Annotated in this window: 14 protein-coding genes; 7 read left to right on the top strand and 7 right to left on the bottom strand. The window is 55.4% G+C overall.

The genetic code is table 11. The annotated features are described in order from the left end of the window. Positions 1-48 precede the first annotated feature (48 nt). The gene (locus U738_RS02630; protein ID WP_035577039.1) at positions 49-2,604 is read left to right on the top strand and encodes a glucose/quinate/shikimate family membrane-bound PQQ-dependent dehydrogenase; all 2,556 of its coding nucleotides are present in this window, start codon (positions 49-51) and stop codon (positions 2,602-2,604) included. A gap of 78 nt (positions 2,605-2,682) precedes the next feature. Here the strand turns inward: U738_RS02630 and U738_RS02625 are convergent, their stop codons facing one another. Next, positions 2,683-4,701 carry a TonB-dependent receptor family protein gene (locus U738_RS02625; protein WP_035583093.1) on the bottom strand — a complete coding sequence of 673 codons (2,019 nt, stop codon included), beginning with the start codon at positions 4,699-4,701 and terminating at the stop codon, positions 2,683-2,685. Positions 4,702-4,912: 211 nt separating this feature from the next. Here U738_RS02625 and U738_RS22840 point away from each other — a divergent pair, with 211 nt between their 5' ends. Beyond that, the gene (locus U738_RS22840; RefSeq protein WP_009722289.1) at positions 4,913-5,086 is read left to right on the top strand and encodes a YqaE/Pmp3 family membrane protein; all 174 of its coding nucleotides are present in this window, start codon (positions 4,913-4,915) and stop codon (positions 5,084-5,086) included. Between the two features lie 82 nt (positions 5,087-5,168). On the opposite strand, the gene U738_RS02615 is transcribed toward U738_RS22840, so the two are convergent. Continuing rightward, on the bottom strand, positions 5,169-5,648 hold the full coding sequence (locus U738_RS02615) for a nucleoside deaminase (protein WP_327050248.1): 480 nt from the start codon (positions 5,646-5,648) through the stop codon (positions 5,169-5,171). Between the two features lie 38 nt (positions 5,649-5,686). Further along, on the bottom strand, positions 5,687-6,949 hold the full coding sequence (locus tag U738_RS02610; protein WP_035577035.1) for a dicarboxylate/amino acid:cation symporter: 1,263 nt from the start codon (positions 6,947-6,949) through the stop codon (positions 5,687-5,689). A 396-nt stretch (positions 6,950-7,345) separates the two neighbouring features. On the opposite strand from U738_RS02610, the gene U738_RS02605 reads away from it, so the two are divergent. From U738_RS02605 to U738_RS02595, 3 genes are all read left to right on the top strand, one after another. Beyond that, entirely contained in the window at positions 7,346-7,834 is a 489-nt protein-coding gene (locus U738_RS02605) for a DUF6438 domain-containing protein (protein WP_035577033.1), read from the top strand. Between the two features lie 66 nt (positions 7,835-7,900). Beyond that, complete coding sequence (locus U738_RS02600) at positions 7,901-8,116, top strand: TIGR02450 family Trp-rich protein (RefSeq protein WP_035577031.1); 216 nt, start codon at positions 7,901-7,903, stop codon at positions 8,114-8,116. Between the two features lie 255 nt (positions 8,117-8,371). Then, a complete protein-coding gene (locus U738_RS02595) occupies positions 8,372-8,578 on the top strand; it encodes a cold-shock protein (protein WP_007111402.1) in 207 nt (68 codons plus the stop codon). A gap of 135 nt (positions 8,579-8,713) precedes the next feature. Here the strand turns inward: U738_RS02595 and U738_RS02590 are convergent, their stop codons facing one another. Further along, positions 8,714-9,580: a putative RNA methyltransferase gene (locus tag U738_RS02590; RefSeq protein WP_035577030.1), complete on the bottom strand. Its 867-nt coding sequence runs from the start codon at positions 9,578-9,580 to the stop codon at positions 8,714-8,716. A 55-nt stretch (positions 9,581-9,635) separates the two neighbouring features. Continuing rightward, a complete protein-coding gene (locus tag U738_RS02585; RefSeq protein WP_231896750.1) occupies positions 9,636-10,472 on the bottom strand; it encodes a DMT family transporter in 837 nt (278 codons plus the stop codon). 190 nt (positions 10,473-10,662) lie between these two features. Here U738_RS02585 and U738_RS02580 point away from each other — a divergent pair, with 190 nt between their 5' ends. Then, positions 10,663-11,598 carry a LysR substrate-binding domain-containing protein gene (locus tag U738_RS02580; protein ID WP_035577025.1) on the top strand — a complete coding sequence of 312 codons (936 nt, stop codon included), beginning with the start codon at positions 10,663-10,665 and terminating at the stop codon, positions 11,596-11,598. On the opposite strand, the gene U738_RS02575 is transcribed toward U738_RS02580, so the two are convergent. Continuing rightward, a complete protein-coding gene (locus tag U738_RS02575) occupies positions 11,595-12,332 on the bottom strand; it encodes a helix-turn-helix domain-containing protein (RefSeq protein WP_035583091.1) in 738 nt (245 codons plus the stop codon). The genes U738_RS02580 and U738_RS02575 overlap by 4 nt on opposite strands. Before the next feature lie 160 nt (positions 12,333-12,492). On the opposite strand from U738_RS02575, the gene U738_RS02570 reads away from it, so the two are divergent. After that, positions 12,493-15,960, top strand: coding sequence for an acyl-[ACP]--phospholipid O-acyltransferase (locus U738_RS02570; RefSeq protein ID WP_035577023.1), 3,468 nt, complete (start codon positions 12,493-12,495; stop codon positions 15,958-15,960). Between the two features lie 105 nt (positions 15,961-16,065). On the opposite strand, the gene U738_RS02565 is transcribed toward U738_RS02570, so the two are convergent. Then, a complete protein-coding gene (locus U738_RS02565; RefSeq protein WP_035577020.1) occupies positions 16,066-16,821 on the bottom strand; it encodes an alpha/beta hydrolase family protein in 756 nt (251 codons plus the stop codon). Positions 16,822-16,932 lie beyond the last annotated feature (111 nt).

Genomic DNA, 16,932 nt, shown 5'->3' with positions numbered 1-16,932 from the left:
CGATGGGTTAGAGCGCGTTGTCGGTAGGTTGTAACAAGGGGACACCTCATGGAAGAAAGCACGCGTGATCACGGTAAATGGCCAGCGATTATCGTTGGCCTACTACTCCTTATTGTCGGCTTGGCGCTCGCTTTTGGCGGTAGCAAGCTCGTCAGCGTAGGCGGCAGTGCCTACTACTTAATCGCCGGGCTTAGTATTATTGCCTGCGGCGTTTTATTTACCCTGCGTCGCGGCGCCGCTCTATGGCTCTACGCGCTGATTCTTTTTGCCACCTTGGTGTGGGCCCTGTGGGAGGTTGGCCTCGACTGGTGGCAGTTAGTGCCCCGCGTCGCCATCCTCTGCTTAATCGGCATTCTGCTGCTCCTGCCCTGGTGGCGTAAGCCGCTAGGCTCAAAAGGCGGCAGTCTGGCGCTTGTTGGCAGCATTGCTGCCGCTGTTATCGTGGCCATTGCCAGTCAGTTTAACGATCCTGGCACTATCGAAGGGTCGCTGGCAGATAGCGAGACAGCCACCGCCGATAGCGTCAACCCTGCCCAAGTGGCAGGCGATGACTGGCCCGCCTATGGCGGCACCAATGCGGGCACCCACTACTCTTCGCTCGATCAGATCACTCCGGAAAACATCGGCGAGCTTGAAGAGGTATGGCGCATTCAAACCGGTGACGAAGCGGGCCCCAATGCGCCCCCCGAAATCACCAATCAGAATACCCCGCTGAAAGTGAACGACAGTTTGTATATCTGTACCTCGCACAGCCGGGCGATGGCGCTGTCTCCCGAAACGGGAGAAACCCTATGGGCGTTTGATCCTGAAATCAGCACTATGGGGGCGGATGACTTTTCTGGCTGGGCGCATATGACCTGCCGCGGCCTCGCCTACTATGACGCCGCAAACTATTCTACTGACACTAACGACGCTGCCACCGATAGCGCAGAAGAAACAAACAGTGACGCTGCGCCGAGCAGTGCAACGGCTCTCTCTTTCGACATCTTCGATGACAGCGATATTTTCAGTCTGGATCTCTCCTTCTTGTCCCTGCTGTTTGGTGTTGAAGAAGAAAACGGCGCCCCGCAGCAACCCATGCTCAGCGAGACCGACGTCATGTGCCCTCGCAGGCTGTACCTACCCACGGCAGATGCACGCTTGATTGCGCTGAATGCTGACACCGGTGAGCGGTGTGCCAGCTTTGGCAATAACGGTGAAATTGATCTCACCAACAATATTGGCGAGTTTTCTCCAGGCGGGTACTACTCCACCTCCCCTGCTACGGTGACTGAGAACCTGATTATTCTAGGCGGACATGTCACCGACAACAGCTCTACCGACGAGCCGTCCGGCGTTATCCGCGCCTTTGATGTACATACCGGCGAGCTGGTATGGAACTGGGATAGTGGCAACCCAGACAATACCGACCCGCTACCAGAAGGCGAAACCTACACGCGCAACTCCCCCAACGTATGGGCACCGATCAGCGTTGATGAAGCGCTAGGCTTGGTTTACCTGCCCATGGGTAACGCTACGCCTGACCAGTATGGCGCCGACCGCACTGAGAACGATGAAACCTACAGTGCAGGTCTAGTGGCACTCGACCTGGAAGATGGCCAGGTTGAGTGGGTTTACCAGTTTGTGCATCACGATCTATGGGATATGGATACACCCGCGCAGCCGGTACTGATTGACCTGGCCACCAATAATGGCACCCAGCCCGCGGTTATTCAGCCGACCAAGCAAGGCAGCCTGTATGTATTGAACCGCGAAACCGGCGAACCGATTGTACCCATTGAAGAAGTACCGGTTCCGCAAGGGGCTGTGGAGGGCGACTGGACGGCCGAGACACAGCCGCGTTCAGCGCTTAACCTGCTACCACCGCCGCTCACCGAGCGCGATATGTGGGGCGCTTCCCCGTTTGATCAAATGATGTGCCGCATTCAGTTCAACTCTTTGCGCTACGAAGGCCAGTACACGCCACCTTCACTGGAAGGCAGCATCGTTTATCCAGGTAACGTGGGTGTGATGAACTGGGGTGGCGTCGCAGTTGACCCCGAACGCCAAGCGCTCTTCACCGGGGCTAAATACCTGGCGTTCGTTTCCAAGCTGGTACCCCGCGAAGAGGTTGAAGAGGGCCAAGGCTCTGCCAGTGAGCAAGGCCTACAAGTTAATGAAGGGGCACCCTATGCTGTTGAACTCGGCCCGCTGCTTTCAGTACTCGGCCTGCCCTGCCAAGCGCCTTCCTGGGGCGATGTGGCGGGTATCGATCTGCAAAGTAACCAAGTGACCTGGAAACACCCCAATGGCACCACACGCGATAGCATGCCGTTTGACCTGCCAATTGGTTTGAACGTTGGCGTTCCGGCGCTAGGCGGCCCGCTGACCACCGCAGGCGGTGTTTCGTTCTTGAGTGGCACGCTGGATCAGTACCTGCGCGGATACGATATCACCACCGGTGAGGAGCTGTATAAAGCGCGCCTGCCAGCAGGTGGTCAGGCCACACCGATGACGTACACGGGCCAGGATGGCCGCCAGTATGTGGTCGTTACGGCGGGGGGTCACGGTACCTTTGGTACCAAGATGGGCGATTACGTGATTGGCTACGCACTACCGGAGTAACCGGTTAGCTTAGCCTCATCACCAACGAGAACGGGCGGCCTCATAAATGAGCGCCGCCCGTTTTTATTTATAAAGCTTTTAGAAACGTACCTCTAGCCCGCCATAAACACTGCGCCCTGGGGCCGGTTCATAGAAACGTCCATAAGTGCCATTCAAGCGAACATTGGCGTAGTGCTCTTCATCTAGCAGATTGCGCACGCCGACATAGGCATTCAACCGCGTATTGCTACCTAACTGCCAGCCATCCCCCACCCGCAGGTTTACTAACCAGTAGCTATCCACCTCTGTCTCATTGGCGTTGTCCGCCACCAAGTCACCTACGTACTGGGTTTCCAGCGTGGCAAAGCGCTCATCCAGACCCTGCCAAGTGAGTTGATTGACCCAGGTTTGCTCGGGCAGGCCAGGAATGCGATTCCCGCCAAAGCTTTCAGTTGGTGTAGCAAATTGATCAAACTCATAGCTCGCCAGCGTAAGAGCGCTATCCAACCGCCATTGGTCGGCGAGCTGCCAGCCTAGCGCCAGCTCAATGCCGTCGCGGTCGGTATCGCCTGCGTTTTGGTAGAAGGTGCGACCGCCGTCATCATAAGGCACCAGCTCATCGCGCACGCGTACCGAAAACAGCGCCAGATCGTAATCCATCGCCAGTGGCTCAATATAACCCCGCAGACCCACCTCACGGTTCCAGGCTTTTTGCGGCGACACCGACGGGTTAAAACCACCGCCCGCCGGATTGGCAAACTCGGAGAACGTCGGCGTTTCAAACGCCGTACCGGTATTGATATAGGCTTGATGCTGCGGACGATAACGGTAACTTAACCCCGCCGAACCGCTCCACTCATTGAAGGTCTGGTCACCGCTTTGATCGCCATCGTCCTGATAGCGATCATCTACTTCTAGCTCCACTCGGTCAAAGCGTGCGCCAAGCGAGAACGTTACCTGCTCGGTCAGCGCTAAATCGCCCTGGGCAAATACCCCAGCGGAGGTCGCCGTTTGGGTCTCTTCCGCCAACTGCTCGCCGACAACACCTTGGCCGTTTACATCGTTGCGGAAGCGCTCATCGTCTTGGCGGGCCACATCAACACCGGTGATATAGCTCAACGGCAGGCTACCCAGGCTGACTTCATGGTGATACTCAGCGCTCGCGCCCAGGTAATCACGCTGATAGCCAATGCGGCTATCACCCACATAGGGCAGCTGCTGCTCAAAATCGCGCTGGGCGATAAAACCTTTGAGATACAGCTCGCCAGGGCCAGCGGACAAATCCTCGTACTGTAAGCCAATAAGCTGCTGATCTACGTTCTGTCCTGCATCCAACGCTAATGAGTTCGGCGCCGCTTGATCACGGCCACTGGCCACTTCACCGGCGTTCAGCGCGCCGGGGTCTTCGGAGCGGGGATTGTCCAGTAGATTGATAATCGCGGTTAACGCCCGGTCGCTGCCTAACTCCCGGCGCAGCTTGGCATTCAGCAAGTATTTCTCTGTTGAGCTCTGCTCCCGATAGCCATCCACATTGAGCGCTGAAAAGCTCACATGGTGCGACCAATCCCCCTGGGCGCCCCCTGTTTGCACAACCGCCTTACGGTAACCATCGCTTCCCACTTCGGTACGCACACTCGAGCCAGGATTATCACGCCCATCGGCGGTGGTGATATCAATCACCCCACCTGCTGCGTTGCCGTAGAGCACCGAAGAGGGCCCACGAATCACTTCGATGCGCTCGGCGCTGTCCAGATCAATGGCATCTAGCTGCGCCTGGCCATCCGGCAGCGTATAGGGAATACCATCCACCATCACGGTAATACCGCGCACCCCAAACGGCGCCCGGGCGCCAAAGCCGCGAATGGAGATTCGCTGGCCTTGGGCGAAGTTATCGCGATTCTGCAAGAACACCCCTGGCACACGAACTAACGCCTCATCCAGTCGTGTACGCTGCTGCCCCTGAGCAATCACTTCGTGGTCAAGCGTTGAAACCGCAGCGGGCGTCGCGTAAAGCTCCCGCGATAGCCGAGGCGCCGTCACTTCCAGCGTGGCCAAGCTATTGCTATCGGTCGGACTCTCTTGAGCCCAGCCTGGGCTTGCACCAAGGCAGCTGAACAAGCAAAAAGACGTGGTGGTGACTTTTAACGGTACTTTTTTTAACGATGCTTTGAACACGGGATCCCTTCCAAACAGCATAGAGCGGAAATAAATGGCGGAGTTGAACGATTGTCTACTCGGCTAGTCGTAGAGAATTAGCCAAGGCATGGATAAATAGATTGATCGTGCCTACACTTGTACAAGTTACCCCAATGAAAGCAAAGGAGGCTTCATGGCGTTTACAGCGACTGATCCAATCAAGATGATTTTTGCCGTAATACTTCCCCCACTCGGCGTATTTTTTGAGGTCGGTTTTAAAGGGCATTTCTGGCTGAATATCATTCTAACGCTATTTGGCTTCGTACCGGGCATCATTCATGCGTTTTATGTAATATTGAAACACTAGGTTTTAATAGCCGGTTTTTAAGAGCCACGTATAGTCAAAACGATGCCGCCCAAGTTAACGCTTGGGCGGCTTTTTTATATCATCACGATAGGCGGGCATGGCGCCGCTTATGCAACGCATGAACGCGCTCATCCAGCTCCGCTATCGGGCCTTCCACCTTGAGCCCAGGCACCACCTGCTGAATAGGCAGGGTCGCGACTGGCGACGGGGCCACACCCAAATCGGCCAGCCAGAGACTCAGCTGTTGAGATGAACTGACGTAGACAATACGCCCAAGTCCTACCCAACCGTGGGCAGCGGCACACATAGGGCAGTGTTCACCCGACGTATAAACGGTCGCCGTTGCTCGCTCCGCCGGCGTCATATGCTGCGCTGCCCAGCGCGCCAGGAAGAATTCAGGGTGCTGAGTAGAATCCCCTTCAGCAATGCGGTTACGATCTTCTGCCAACACATCACCTGCGGCACTTACCAGTACGCTACCAAAGGGTTCATCACCCGCGTCAAGAGCCTCTTCGGCTAGCTCAACGGCACGTGTTAAGTAAGCGAGCTCTCGATCATCCAAAATGGGCTCTCCTTATAGTCGTCATTGGCCTACTGCATTTACCCCTTTGCCGTCGCTGGTGCTTTTTCGACAAACTCCTCTTGCAACTTCTCTCCTTCACTACGCGCTATCACGGAGGTGCCTACCAAGTCGCCTGTCACGTTCAGCGCCGTACACCCCATTCCTACCAGTGCATCGATAGCGGTGAGCAACGCGACGGTTTCAATTGGTAGGCCCACCTGGGCAAACACCGTGGCGATCATGATGATTCCGGCCCCCGGCACCCCTGCCGTGCCCACCGACACTAACGTGCCGATCAACACTATTTGCACCATGCTAATGAAATCCAGCGGTGCACCAATCACGTTGGCGGCAAACACCGCCGAGATGGCGATACGAATCGCCGCCCCATCCATATTTAAAGTAGCCCCTAACGGCAGACTAAAACCATAGATGCTTTTGGGAATTCCTAAGCGGTGGGCAGCATTAACCGTTAGCGGTAACGTACCCGAGCTGCTTTGGGTGGCAAACGCCGTGGCCATGGGCGTACGGGCTTCGCGAAAAAAGGTGCGCAGCTTCACGCTAAACAGCCGCATGATGCCGCAATAAATCAGCAGTTGAGTTGCCAGGGCGATATACAGCACAACCACCATATCACCTAGTGAGAGTAGCGTTTCCAGCCCCTGCTGACTCACCGTTTCGGCAACAATCGCAAACACGCCGATGGGCACGTAGTGCAATACCCCTGACATCACTTTTAGAGTGACCTCGTTTAGCGCTTCAATCACGCCATAAAGGCGTTCACCCATGGCATGCTGCCGCTCCGACTGGCGCATCTTTAGCAATGCGATGCCAAACACCAGCGCCGTAAAAATAATGCCCAACATGTTGAGCTCGGCAAACGCACTAATAATATTATCCGGCACTATATTCAGCAGCGTATCGACAACGCCTGGATTCTCGGGCACAGAGAAACTGGCACTCTCATCCAACGTCATACCGCTGCCAGGGCTAAACAGCGTGGCAACAGCTAAGCCCACCATAATAGCCAGCGCCGAAGAGGTAAGGTAATAGCCGAACACCTTACCGCCCACGCGACCCGCACTGCCCTCGCGGGACTGATTCACCCCCACCATTAGCGTAAACAGCACAATCGGGACAATCAGAAAAGTGAGCAGCCGTAGCAGCAAATCGCCTAACGGCGCTAACCAAACCGCTACCGGCTCCCCGCCCACCAGTCCGACCACAACACCCAACACCAGTGCGATGGTGACGCGTAAAATCAACGACGCCTGACAATAGGCCTTCCATATGCGAGTCATTTAAGTCCCTATAGGTTTGCATGTGTGAGCGGGTCTAATGTGAGCAGCACGTGCCCCATTTATACGTCTCATTCTATTAGTGTGGCACAGCGATATCGATAAGACAGGAGGCGGTAATAAATCAATGCGGTACGCACTTCCTCTGCAGACAGCCGGAGAAACAGCCCATCAATGTGGCAGGCCCGGTGGCTTTTTATAGTGCGCAGACGTACCAAGCATGCGCAGCCTTGTGCATGCTTGTTAATTTAGCGATTACTTTATGGACACCGATGGCGTTAACATACACTGGAAAGCCAAATACCCTCATTCAAGCATTGAGGTATTGTTAGCCCTAACGAAGCCCTCTGCAGCTAACGTATCAAGTCAGATTATCTTTACAAGAAAAGGAGTTTTCGCATGCGTTTTTCTCTCACCTGTTTAACGGTATCCACATTGGCATTGATGACAGCAGGCTGCGCACAACATTCCGCCACGACCAGCGAAAACAGTCTGGCTGAAATCCGTTATGAAGTAGGCCCTTGCTACGGCACCTGCCCTGTCTATAGCGTTGCGGTTGAGGCGGATGGTACGACCCGCTACACAGGTGAACGCCACACGGCCGTGGAAGGTGAGCGTACTCAGGCAGGCAATGAGACCATTTTTCGTTCGCTGCAAGAGCGACTAGCTGCCATGCAACCCGACATGGGAACAACGCAGCAAACCCTTGATTGCGAACCGCGTGCCACCGACCTGCCAAACTATACAGTGACTTGGGTTAATCAGGATGGCGCACAAGCGGTACTTGAGCACGATACTGGCTGTCACTCTGAAAACGGTCGCGAACGAACCGAGATCCTAAAGAGCCTTAATGCAGAGCTTGGCATTGAAAATTGGGTACAACAGTAAGTGCGATAGCCAGTGCATAATCACTAATGGCAGCTAACACGCGATATCTTTGCCCAAGGAGCGTCAATGCATACGATCAACCCGCGCAAGCTACACCAAAGCAAATGGACGGCTGCCCAGCCAAGCAATAAAGAGAAGCACTTTATGGTTACCCAGCTGCTGCGCGATGAAGAAGAGAACCTAGTAGAGGTCGTGATTGAGGCTGTGTACTCTCATCGCGAGCTCATTTTGCCGTGGCAAAGCTTAAAAGATGACAGCGTGTGGAAAGTGGGCTGGCAATAGAGGCTGTTTAGTGGGCACAACGGTAAGATAGTCAACAAAGGCTTTGACATACGCAACATTTCATGACACTGTAGCTACAGTTGGTTAGCAAGCAAGCATGGTTTCAGAAGTGTACGAAAAAGATTTAGAAATGTACGAGATAGACGTGTACAAAATCTTTCGGCAAGACTGTAATTGTATTCCTTGTTTTATCCGCTATTAATCTGGGTGATACCAGGAACTTTACTAAGCGCTTTGCGCGAAAGGATTTTTACTATGTCTACTGGCACAGTTAAGTGGTTCAACGATACTAAAGGCTTCGGTTTTATTGCTCCTTCTGACGGCGGCGATGACCTGTTTGCCCATTTCTCTGAAATTCAAGCAGACGGCTTCAAAACCCTGCAAGAAGGTGCTAACGTTTCTTTTGACGTTACCCAGGGCAAGAAAGGCCTTCAAGCTTCAAACATCAAGCAAATTTCCTAAGCCTAGGTCTAACAAGACATAGCGCTTTAGAATTTGCTCGAACCTTCCAAGGTTCGGATAACAAAGCCCGCTCATGCGGGCTTTGTTGCGTTTAGAGATATTACTTTTAGCAGATTCTTTTGGACATAGCCCAGGCTAGGTACGCAGCCACTGCACTACCCGCACATCTACCGTCACTTCCAGCCTATCAAGTGCCGCTGCGCGAGCACGCCCCTCAGCGCTGGCCCGGTAAAGATGCGGCGTCATCGCCAACAGATCGGCAATTTCCTCTTTTCCATTTAGCGCTAGCGAGTAGCTTACTCTCTCGCTGCTATGGTGCGTAAAGCCCGCTGGTGTTTCTACCTCGCTTGAACGCTCAGGCTTTAACGTCGGGTAGATAATCTCCCGTAACTCTCGCAAATGATCGGGCCCTGCCTCCACTTGTAGCCATACACCGCCAGTTTTCAATACCCGAGCAAACTCGCCCACTACCGGAAAGCCAAACATGCACAGCACGCTATCCAGCGCACCCGCCTGCACCGGTAAGTGCGCATTGCTGCCCACCACCCAACTGCTTAGCGGTGCCTGTTTCGCATCCTGCTTGGCGGCAGCCAGTACCGCCCACTTGGAAATATCCAGCCCCATCAGCGAAAGTGATGGTGAGGAGGCAGCAGCGTGAGCTAATTGACGCAGGTAGTAACCTTCGCCACAGCCTGCATCCAGGCAGCTAAACGGCTCACTGCTTAGCGTTTGGACCTCAGCGTGGTTCAAGACTGCACGACTGACGGCGTCCGCAATGGGCTGGTAGTGCCCCGCCTCAAGAAAGCGCTGGCGAGCAGCTACCATAGCCTTACTATCGCCCGGGTCATGGGAGCGCTTTTGCTGCACCGGCAGTAAGTTAATGTACCCCTGTTTAGCGATATCAAAACTGTGCCCGGCCGGGCAGCTCCAAGCGTTGCCCGATCGACTTAGCGGTTCGCCATCTAATGGGCAGGCCAGCGCCTGGAAGGGAGTGATGCTCATAGCTGTTTCTGTAACCATTGTGGAAGAGGTGTAAGCGCAACGGAGAGCGGATCACTTAGCGCGTCACCAAGACAATACCCGCCAAAATAACGCCGCCACCCAGCACGAAATTGATACTGAGCGGCTCATTGAGCAACAGGGTACCAAAAAGCACGCCGAAAAGCGGGCCTAGAAAAGAGAACACGCCCAACTGGGACGCGCGATAGCGGCGAAGCAGCGTGAACCACAGCATCAGCGCAGCAAATGAAATAATCAGCGCCTGAAAAACGAGGCTAGCAACCGCCATGGAAGTAAACTGCGCGCTCATTAACTGCCCCGACAGCGCCGCCACTGGCAGTAGCAGCAGCGCTGTCACACTCAGTTGATAGCTCAGGGTGAGCTCCGCGGGGGCCTCGGAAAGTGAGGTCTTGCGGATCACCACCGTCGTAGCCGCCCAAGAGAGCCCGGCGAGCAAACCCAGCGCATCGCCGATGATAATCTCGGTGCTATAGGAGCCGCTCGGCGCCATGGCAATCACCATGCCCAGAAAGGCCAGACCGACGCCCCACCACTGACGAGTGGAGAGCTGCTCCCCAGGCACCCAAAGATGCAGTCCAAGCGCGGCGAAGATGGGCGCGGTGTAGAGAAAGACCGACATATGCGATGCCAAGGTGTAGGTTAGTCCCCAAGCGACAAAAGCGAACTCAGCAGCAAACCCGAGCCCAACAAGTAACCCAGGCCCCCAGTGGTGCCCCACATCCACCCAGCGAATGCCGCGCCAATAGGCGAGCAACGCGACCAGGCAACCGGCGATGGTTGAGCGCAGGGCTATCTGCACCACAGGTGAGATATCCTCAGCCACCCCTTTAATTGCCACTTGCTGGAACCCCAGCACCAGACAAAACAGTAGCATTAGCGATGCTCCCATAGCATCCACAGACTTTCGCTGCGAACGCCCTACCCTGCTTGCAACATGGGCATTTGAGGCTAGCCTTTGATTATTCACTGTGAGCTCCTATAACATTAAGGCGCTCATTGCAGCAGGAAGCGAAACGGCATACAAACGATTACTTGTCGGGCCTAGGCTTAGGAAAACTCATGCTATGAGAATTGAGAGACTACCGCTGAATGCACTGCGTGCGTTTGCCGAAGCGGTACGAGAAAATAGCTTCAAAGCCGCCGCGTATCGTTTGGGGGTTACCCCTGGCGCCGTTAGCCGACAGGTCAAACAGTTGGAGGATCACTTGGGCGTGGTGCTGTTTGAACGTCACGCCAATGGCGTGTGTGCAACCGAAGCAGGCCGGGGGCTTGCTGAAGATGTGCAAGCGGGTCTTTTGCGCATCGCCAGCGGCGTGCAGAACGTCACCGAGCGCTCAGAAGACGCTTTTCGCTTGCTACTGAGTGCGCCACCCTCGTTCCTACAACTTTGGCTACTCCCCCGTTTACCCGGTTTTGAAGCCAATGAGCGGCAAATAGAAATCTCCCTGGATGCCGAGGCGCGCTTAACGCCGCCGTTATGGATGCCCAATAGGGCGCGCTTATCGCTGCGCTATGGCCAGGGGCCTTGGCCCGGCGTTACCAGCCAGCGTCTATTTGAAGACACCCTCTTTCCTGTTTGCTCGCCCACCCTGTTAGCGCAGGAAAATATACACGAGCCCGCTGACTTGCTGGCCCAGACACTGCTCACCGTGGATTGGTGCAGCCATGCGGTTCACCCTATCCCAAGCTGGCACGATTGGTTTAAAAACGCCGGGATGGCAATAAAAAAGATCCCCCAACAACGTCAATACTCGCTCTACAGCTTGGCGCTCGATCAGGCTATTGCCGGGCAGGGCGTGGTACTGGCCAGCTACCCATTGGTGGCCGACCGGCTCGCCAGCGGGGTATTGGTGCGCCCATTTGCGGAACGCTATCCGCTCGCTTCTCCGTTTGCCTATGAACTGATCCTGCCTTCTGAAGGCGTAACGCCACCGGCGGTGGCACGCTTCATCGAGTGGTTGGAGCAAGAAGCCGCTCGATTTCGGGACACATCGCTTTAGCCTTCTCGTTTGTAATCCTGAAACAGCCCATACTGCCACTGCCTTACTGCCAGCACTGAAGTGGTGCCAAATCGCTGGTGAATAGGCAGCCCGCTTTCCCGTTCACACAGGGAATGAAACTCTTTAGCAAGGCGCTGCATGGTCTGCTGCCATTCGGCATTACCCGCTGGGGATAGCAGGCCATTGAGCACTACGAGCTTTTCACGGTCACTATCAAAACGGGAACGGAAAAACTCATTGGCAATATGTTGTTGAAAGAAGCGTTGGATCGGCCCGTCCGCCCGCCAGCGGAAATTGGCGGCTACCCGCCGCCTGATGCGGTTGCCGGGAAGTAGCTCAATAAGTTTAAGCCGCTCAAGCTTGAGTAGCTGCCGGGTACACTCCGGTTCACTTAGCTGGTACTGGTGATGAATTTCGTCGAAGCTATAGCCATTGATAACGCACACAGCTACCAGAAACAGCTCTCGGTCATCGACAATGCTTTGCTCCTGGGCCTGGGTCAGCTCCTGCAGACGCTGCTCCTCTGCCTGCATGGCCTGCACCAGTTCAGCAAACTCAAGATTAAGCTGATCACAGATGCACTCTAGCCGCGCCAAGGTAAAGTGCTTTTCAGCGAACAGGCGCTTCACCGAGGCCTCGCTCAGCGCCAACCACTGAGCAACATCGGCATAGGTTTTACCCTGAGCGCGAAGCTGGCGTTTTAGCATTTCAATCAGCGAATCGGCTTGGGACATAAAAACCTCATTAGGCAACGTGAAAGGGCACGACGCATAAAAGTAGCAAATACTACTACCAATCAGCACCCATGACACAACTTCGCGCATCAGAGTTGCATCCAGCGAGCCTCATGTAGAAAGTGCTACGACTTCCAGAAATTGATAAGGCAACACCACCATGCATCGACTGCTGCACTTGAAGGGCGCCTTGCCCTATCTGATCGCCATCTTTCTCAATGCGTTTGTGGACCTAGGCCACAAGATCGTGATTCAGAATACGATCTTCAAAAGTTACGATGGCACTGCCCAGGTTGTGCTCACCGCGCTGGTCAACGGGCTTATCCTGCTGCCGTTTATCCTGCTGTTTAGCCCGGCAGGCCATGTGGCCGACACTTACCCCAAGGTACGCATTCTGCGCACATCGGCCTGGGCCGCGGTGGTAGTTTCTCTGGGCATTACGGCGGCTTACTATCAGGGCTGGTTTTGGCTGGCATTCGCGATGACGCTACTGCTGGCCATTCAGTCGGCCTTTTACTCACCGGCCAAATACGGCTTGGTGAAAGGGCTGTTCGGCAAGCCTCGCCTGGCGGAAGCCAACGGGCTGATCCAAGCCGTCACTATTGGGGCCATTCTGGCGGGCACCGTAGCGTTTACCGCGCTGTTTGAGACCTGGGTAATGCCAGATGATCAAACCCCAGCGCAGCTGTTGCGCCAAATAGCACCACTGGGCTGGCTACTGGTACTCAATAGCGCTATTCAGGTGGCGACGCTTTACCGCCTGCCGCTGGATAACACCACGCGACCGGATACCCCGCTCACCTGGCAGCGCTACATCAAGGGCGCTGCCCTGAAAGATAACCTGCGGATTATCGCTCGCCAGCCCGTGATCAGGCTGTCCATTATCGGCCTTGCCACGTTCTGGTCGGTGGGCCAAGTGCTCCTGGCTGCCTTCCCCGCGTATGCCAAAGATGCCCTCAGTATTGATAACACCCTGGTACTGCAAGGCATTCTAGCCGCTAGTGGTATCGGGATCGCGCTGGGCTCTATGCTTGCCAGCAAGCTTTCACATAACCGCATAGAAACGGGCTTGATTCCCGTCGGTGCCGTCGGGGTGGCCGTGGGTTTATGGTGCCTGCCGCTGTTAACCACACCTGTTGGCCAAGCGCTGAACTTTGTGTTTATCGGCATGATGGGTGGGCTGTTTATTGTGCCACTTAACGCGCTGATTCAGTTTCACGCCGCCGACAACGAGCTAGGCACCGTCCTGGCCGCCAATAACTGGATTCAAAACATCGCCATGCTGGGCTTTTTGCTGCTCACGGCGCTGTTCGCACTGGCGGGTGTTGATAGCCACTACCTGCTGCTACTCATTGCCACGGTGGCGATGGTCGGCGGCGGCTACACCATTATTAAGCTGCCGCAGAGTTTGGTTCGCTTTCTGTTGAGCTTCCTGCTGACACGCCGCTACCGGGTCGATGTACATGGCTTGCAGAACCTACCCGCCCAAGGCGGCGTGCTGCTATTGGGCAACCATATCAGCTGGGTGGATTGGGCCATGGTGCAGATCGCCAGCCCCCGCCCTGTGCGCTTTGTCATGCTCAGATCGGTTTACCAACGCTGGTACCTCAACTGGTTCTTCAAAGCACTCGGCTGTATTCCCATTGAGCGCGGCAGCGGTGCCGAAAAGGCCTTGTCCGATGTCGCTGAACAGCTCAACGCGGGCGAGGTAGTGTGCCTATTTCCTGAGGGGGCGATTAGCCGCACTGGCCAACTGGGCGAATTTCGCCGCGGCTATGAGCGCGCCTGTGAAATGGCTAACCCCGATGTAAAAATCGTGCCTTTCTACCTGCGCGGCCTGTGGGGCAGCCAGTTCTCCCGCTCCTCCAGCAAATTAAAAGAGCTACGCAACGCGCCGCTGCACCGTTCGGTAGTGGTCGCCTTTGGTAAGCCGCTGCCTAAAGATACCCCCGCTGATGTGCTTAAACGGCGTATTTTTGAGCAGGCTACCCGTTCCTGGCAGCGGGCCATGGGTGCGCTACCCACCCTGCCTAACGCCTGGATTCAAAGCGTTAAGCGCCGCCCTAGCGACCTTGCCCTGGCGGATACGCTGGGCCGCCCACTCAACGCAAGCCAAGCGCTCACCGCCAGCCTGCTGATGGCAAAACGTATTCGCAAGCTCAATCCAGGGCAGAACGTTGGCCTACTGCTGCCTACCAGCAGTGCCGGGGTTATCGCCAATATGGCCACGCTGCTAGCGGGTAAAACGCTGGTGAATCTTAATTACACCGCCGACCAAGAAGCGTTGACGTCCGCCCTTTCCCAGGCAGAAATCACCACCGTGTTCACCTCACAGCGCTTTGTGAAGAAGCTTGAGCAGCGCGGGCTCAACGTTAGCCAATTGCTTAGCGAGAAGCAGGTGGTCTTTTTAGAAGACCTGCAGACCACGATTGGCCATGCCGAGCGTTTGAGCACTTGGCTTGCCGTGCGCCTATTACCCACGTGGCTACTGCAGCGCTGCTTCTGCCACGGCCATGATGCCGATGCCACCGCCGCCATCCTGTTCTCTAGCGGCAGCGAAGGCGAGCCCAAAGGCATAATGCTCAGCCACCGCAACCTGATGGCCAATATCAAACAGACCTCTGACGTGCTTAACACCCAGAGCAACGACGTGGTAATGGGCTCACTCCCGCTGTTTCACGCCTTTGGCCTTACGGTCACCCAGTTGCTGCCGCTGATTGAAGGGCTGCCGCTGGTGTGCCACCCCGACCCCACCGATGCTCCTGGCATTGCGGGCGCGATTGCCAAGCACAAGGCCACTATCATGTTTGGCACCTCCAGCTTTTTAAGGCTGTTTGTACGTAGCTCAAAAGTGCATCCGTTAATGCTGGAAAGCTTGAGAGTGGTGGTTGCCGGGGCGGAAAAACTCGACGACAACGTACGCACCAGCTTTGCGCTGAAATTCCACAAGCCCGTATATGAAGGCTACGGCGCCACCGAAATTGCCCCCGTCGCTTCGGTCAATCTTCCCGATGCCATGGGCGTTCACTATCAGCAGGTGCAGCGTGGCAGCAAGCCAGGCACCGTGGGGATGCCGCTGCCCGGCACCAGCTTCAAAATCGTCGACCCGAAGAGCTTTGAAGAACTGCCCACCGGCGAGGCAGGCATGATATTGATCAGCGGCCCGCAGATCATGCAAGGCTACCTCAATGACGCCAAGCGCACGGCCAAGGCGCTCCACGAGTCCGATGGCCACCGCTGGTACATCACAGGAGATAAAGGCTTTATCGACGAAGACGGCTTTTTAACCTTGATTGACCGCTACGCCCGCTTCGCCAAGATCGGCGGCGAAATGATCAGCCTCAGCGCCGTTGAAGCGGCAGTTAAAGCGGCCTTGGAGAATACAGACACGGCGTTGATGGCGGTTAGCATCCCCGATAGCCGCAAAGGCGAGCGCATTGTGCTGCTGTCAGAAACAGCGTTAGACGCCAAAACCGTCAAGGCCACCATGCTCGCCAACGGTACGCCAGCCATGATGGTTCCCAGCCACTGGTTTACGGTGGAGACCATTCCTCATCTTGGCTCTGGGAAAGCGGATTTCGCAGAGGCGAAACGTTTGGCTCAAGCGCAGCTGGAAGATACTCGATAGGCGCTAAAGAACAGGAATGCTTTACCAACATGCCCCTCTTAGCTGCCAAGAGGGGCTTCTTTATGGAGGGGAAAATACTGAACCTTTATTCCATGAACTCAGGATTTAAAGGTGTTTTAAAAAGAAGCCTAACAACAGCTCGTAATGCTTATTCTGCCCAGCGCTACTGGGTATATGATCTTCGCCTTCGTAGTAATGCACTTCCGGGCTGCGGCCATGCTTGAGTAGGCGCTGTTCCAAGCGCTTGGTCATTTCAACCGACCACATACGGTCTTGCGTGCCATGGGAAAGAAACAGCGGCCCAGGGTAGCGTTCGATTTCAATCGGCGTGGTCGGCAGCAAGCCTTCGTGACTATCACGCCATGTCCAGGCGCGTTTGCTGACATCCCAGGCTTGCCAGCCCGGGTCACCCGCATCTCGGAAGCTACGGGCATCAAAGGCACCGCACACCACATCGGGCGGGCTATGGGCGGCGATAGCATCAGGCAAACCAGCAACGGTATCTCTAGCCATCAGCGAGCCGAGCAATAACGCGTGTTCGGCACCGCGTGAAATACCATAAAGCCCTACCCGCTCATCAACGAACTGGAAATCCCTTAAGGCTTTAAACGCTTCCACGCTGCGATCCAGTGGGTAATCAATAATATGCCCGGCGTTCCAGGCATTACCACCGCTTGAGTAGCCATAAGGAAACGCCAGGAAACCATGGGCGGCGAATAGCATCGCGTCACGATGGCTCCACCCCGCCCACGCGCCTTCAGAACCATGCAACAACATGACGGCTGGAAAAGGGCCATCACCCGGTGGGCCATAGGTAACGCCCCAGCCGGGTAGTAAACGCTGCAGGATATTTAAAGGCATCTAGCCAACCCGCCTTTCACCATAAACTTCTCTTTCCTCACCATGATACTTACCAAGCACAGTAAAAAGAGTGAAAGTGATGTAGAAAGCGGTCACTTCTTGTACCTAGGT

It is taken from the genome of Halomonas sp. TG39a (genome assembly GCF_000744395.1).
Taxonomy (GTDB): domain Bacteria; phylum Pseudomonadota; class Gammaproteobacteria; order Pseudomonadales; family Halomonadaceae; genus Vreelandella; species Vreelandella ventosae_B.
This window is presented reverse-complemented; position numbering and strand designations above follow the sequence as displayed.

Coding starts and splice junctions, on each gene's coding strand:
- U738_RS02630 (WP_035577039.1), top strand. CDS start 49: ATGGAAGAAAGCACGCGTGATCACGGTAAATGGCCAGCGATTATCGTT.
- U738_RS22840 (WP_009722289.1), top strand. CDS start 4,913: ATGGCGTTTACAGCGACTGATCCAATCAAGATGATTTTTGCCGTAATA.
- U738_RS02610 (WP_035577035.1), bottom strand. CDS start 6,949: ATGACTCGCATATGGAAGGCCTATTGTCAGGCGTCGTTGATTTTACGC.
- U738_RS02605 (WP_035577033.1), top strand. CDS start 7,346: ATGCGTTTTTCTCTCACCTGTTTAACGGTATCCACATTGGCATTGATG.
- U738_RS02600 (WP_035577031.1), top strand. CDS start 7,901: ATGCATACGATCAACCCGCGCAAGCTACACCAAAGCAAATGGACGGCT.
- U738_RS02595 (WP_007111402.1), top strand. CDS start 8,372: ATGTCTACTGGCACAGTTAAGTGGTTCAACGATACTAAAGGCTTCGGT.
- U738_RS02590 (WP_035577030.1), bottom strand. CDS start 9,580: ATGAGCATCACTCCCTTCCAGGCGCTGGCCTGCCCATTAGATGGCGAA.
- U738_RS02585 (WP_231896750.1), bottom strand. CDS start 10,472: ATGCTACTGTTTTGTCTGGTGCTGGGGTTCCAGCAAGTGGCAATTAAA.
- U738_RS02580 (WP_035577025.1), top strand. CDS start 10,663: ATGAGAATTGAGAGACTACCGCTGAATGCACTGCGTGCGTTTGCCGAA.
- U738_RS02575 (WP_035583091.1), bottom strand. CDS start 12,332: ATGTCCCAAGCCGATTCGCTGATTGAAATGCTAAAACGCCAGCTTCGC.
- U738_RS02570 (WP_035577023.1), top strand. CDS start 12,493: ATGCATCGACTGCTGCACTTGAAGGGCGCCTTGCCCTATCTGATCGCC.
- U738_RS02565 (WP_035577020.1), bottom strand. CDS start 16,821: ATGCCTTTAAATATCCTGCAGCGTTTACTACCCGGCTGGGGCGTTACC.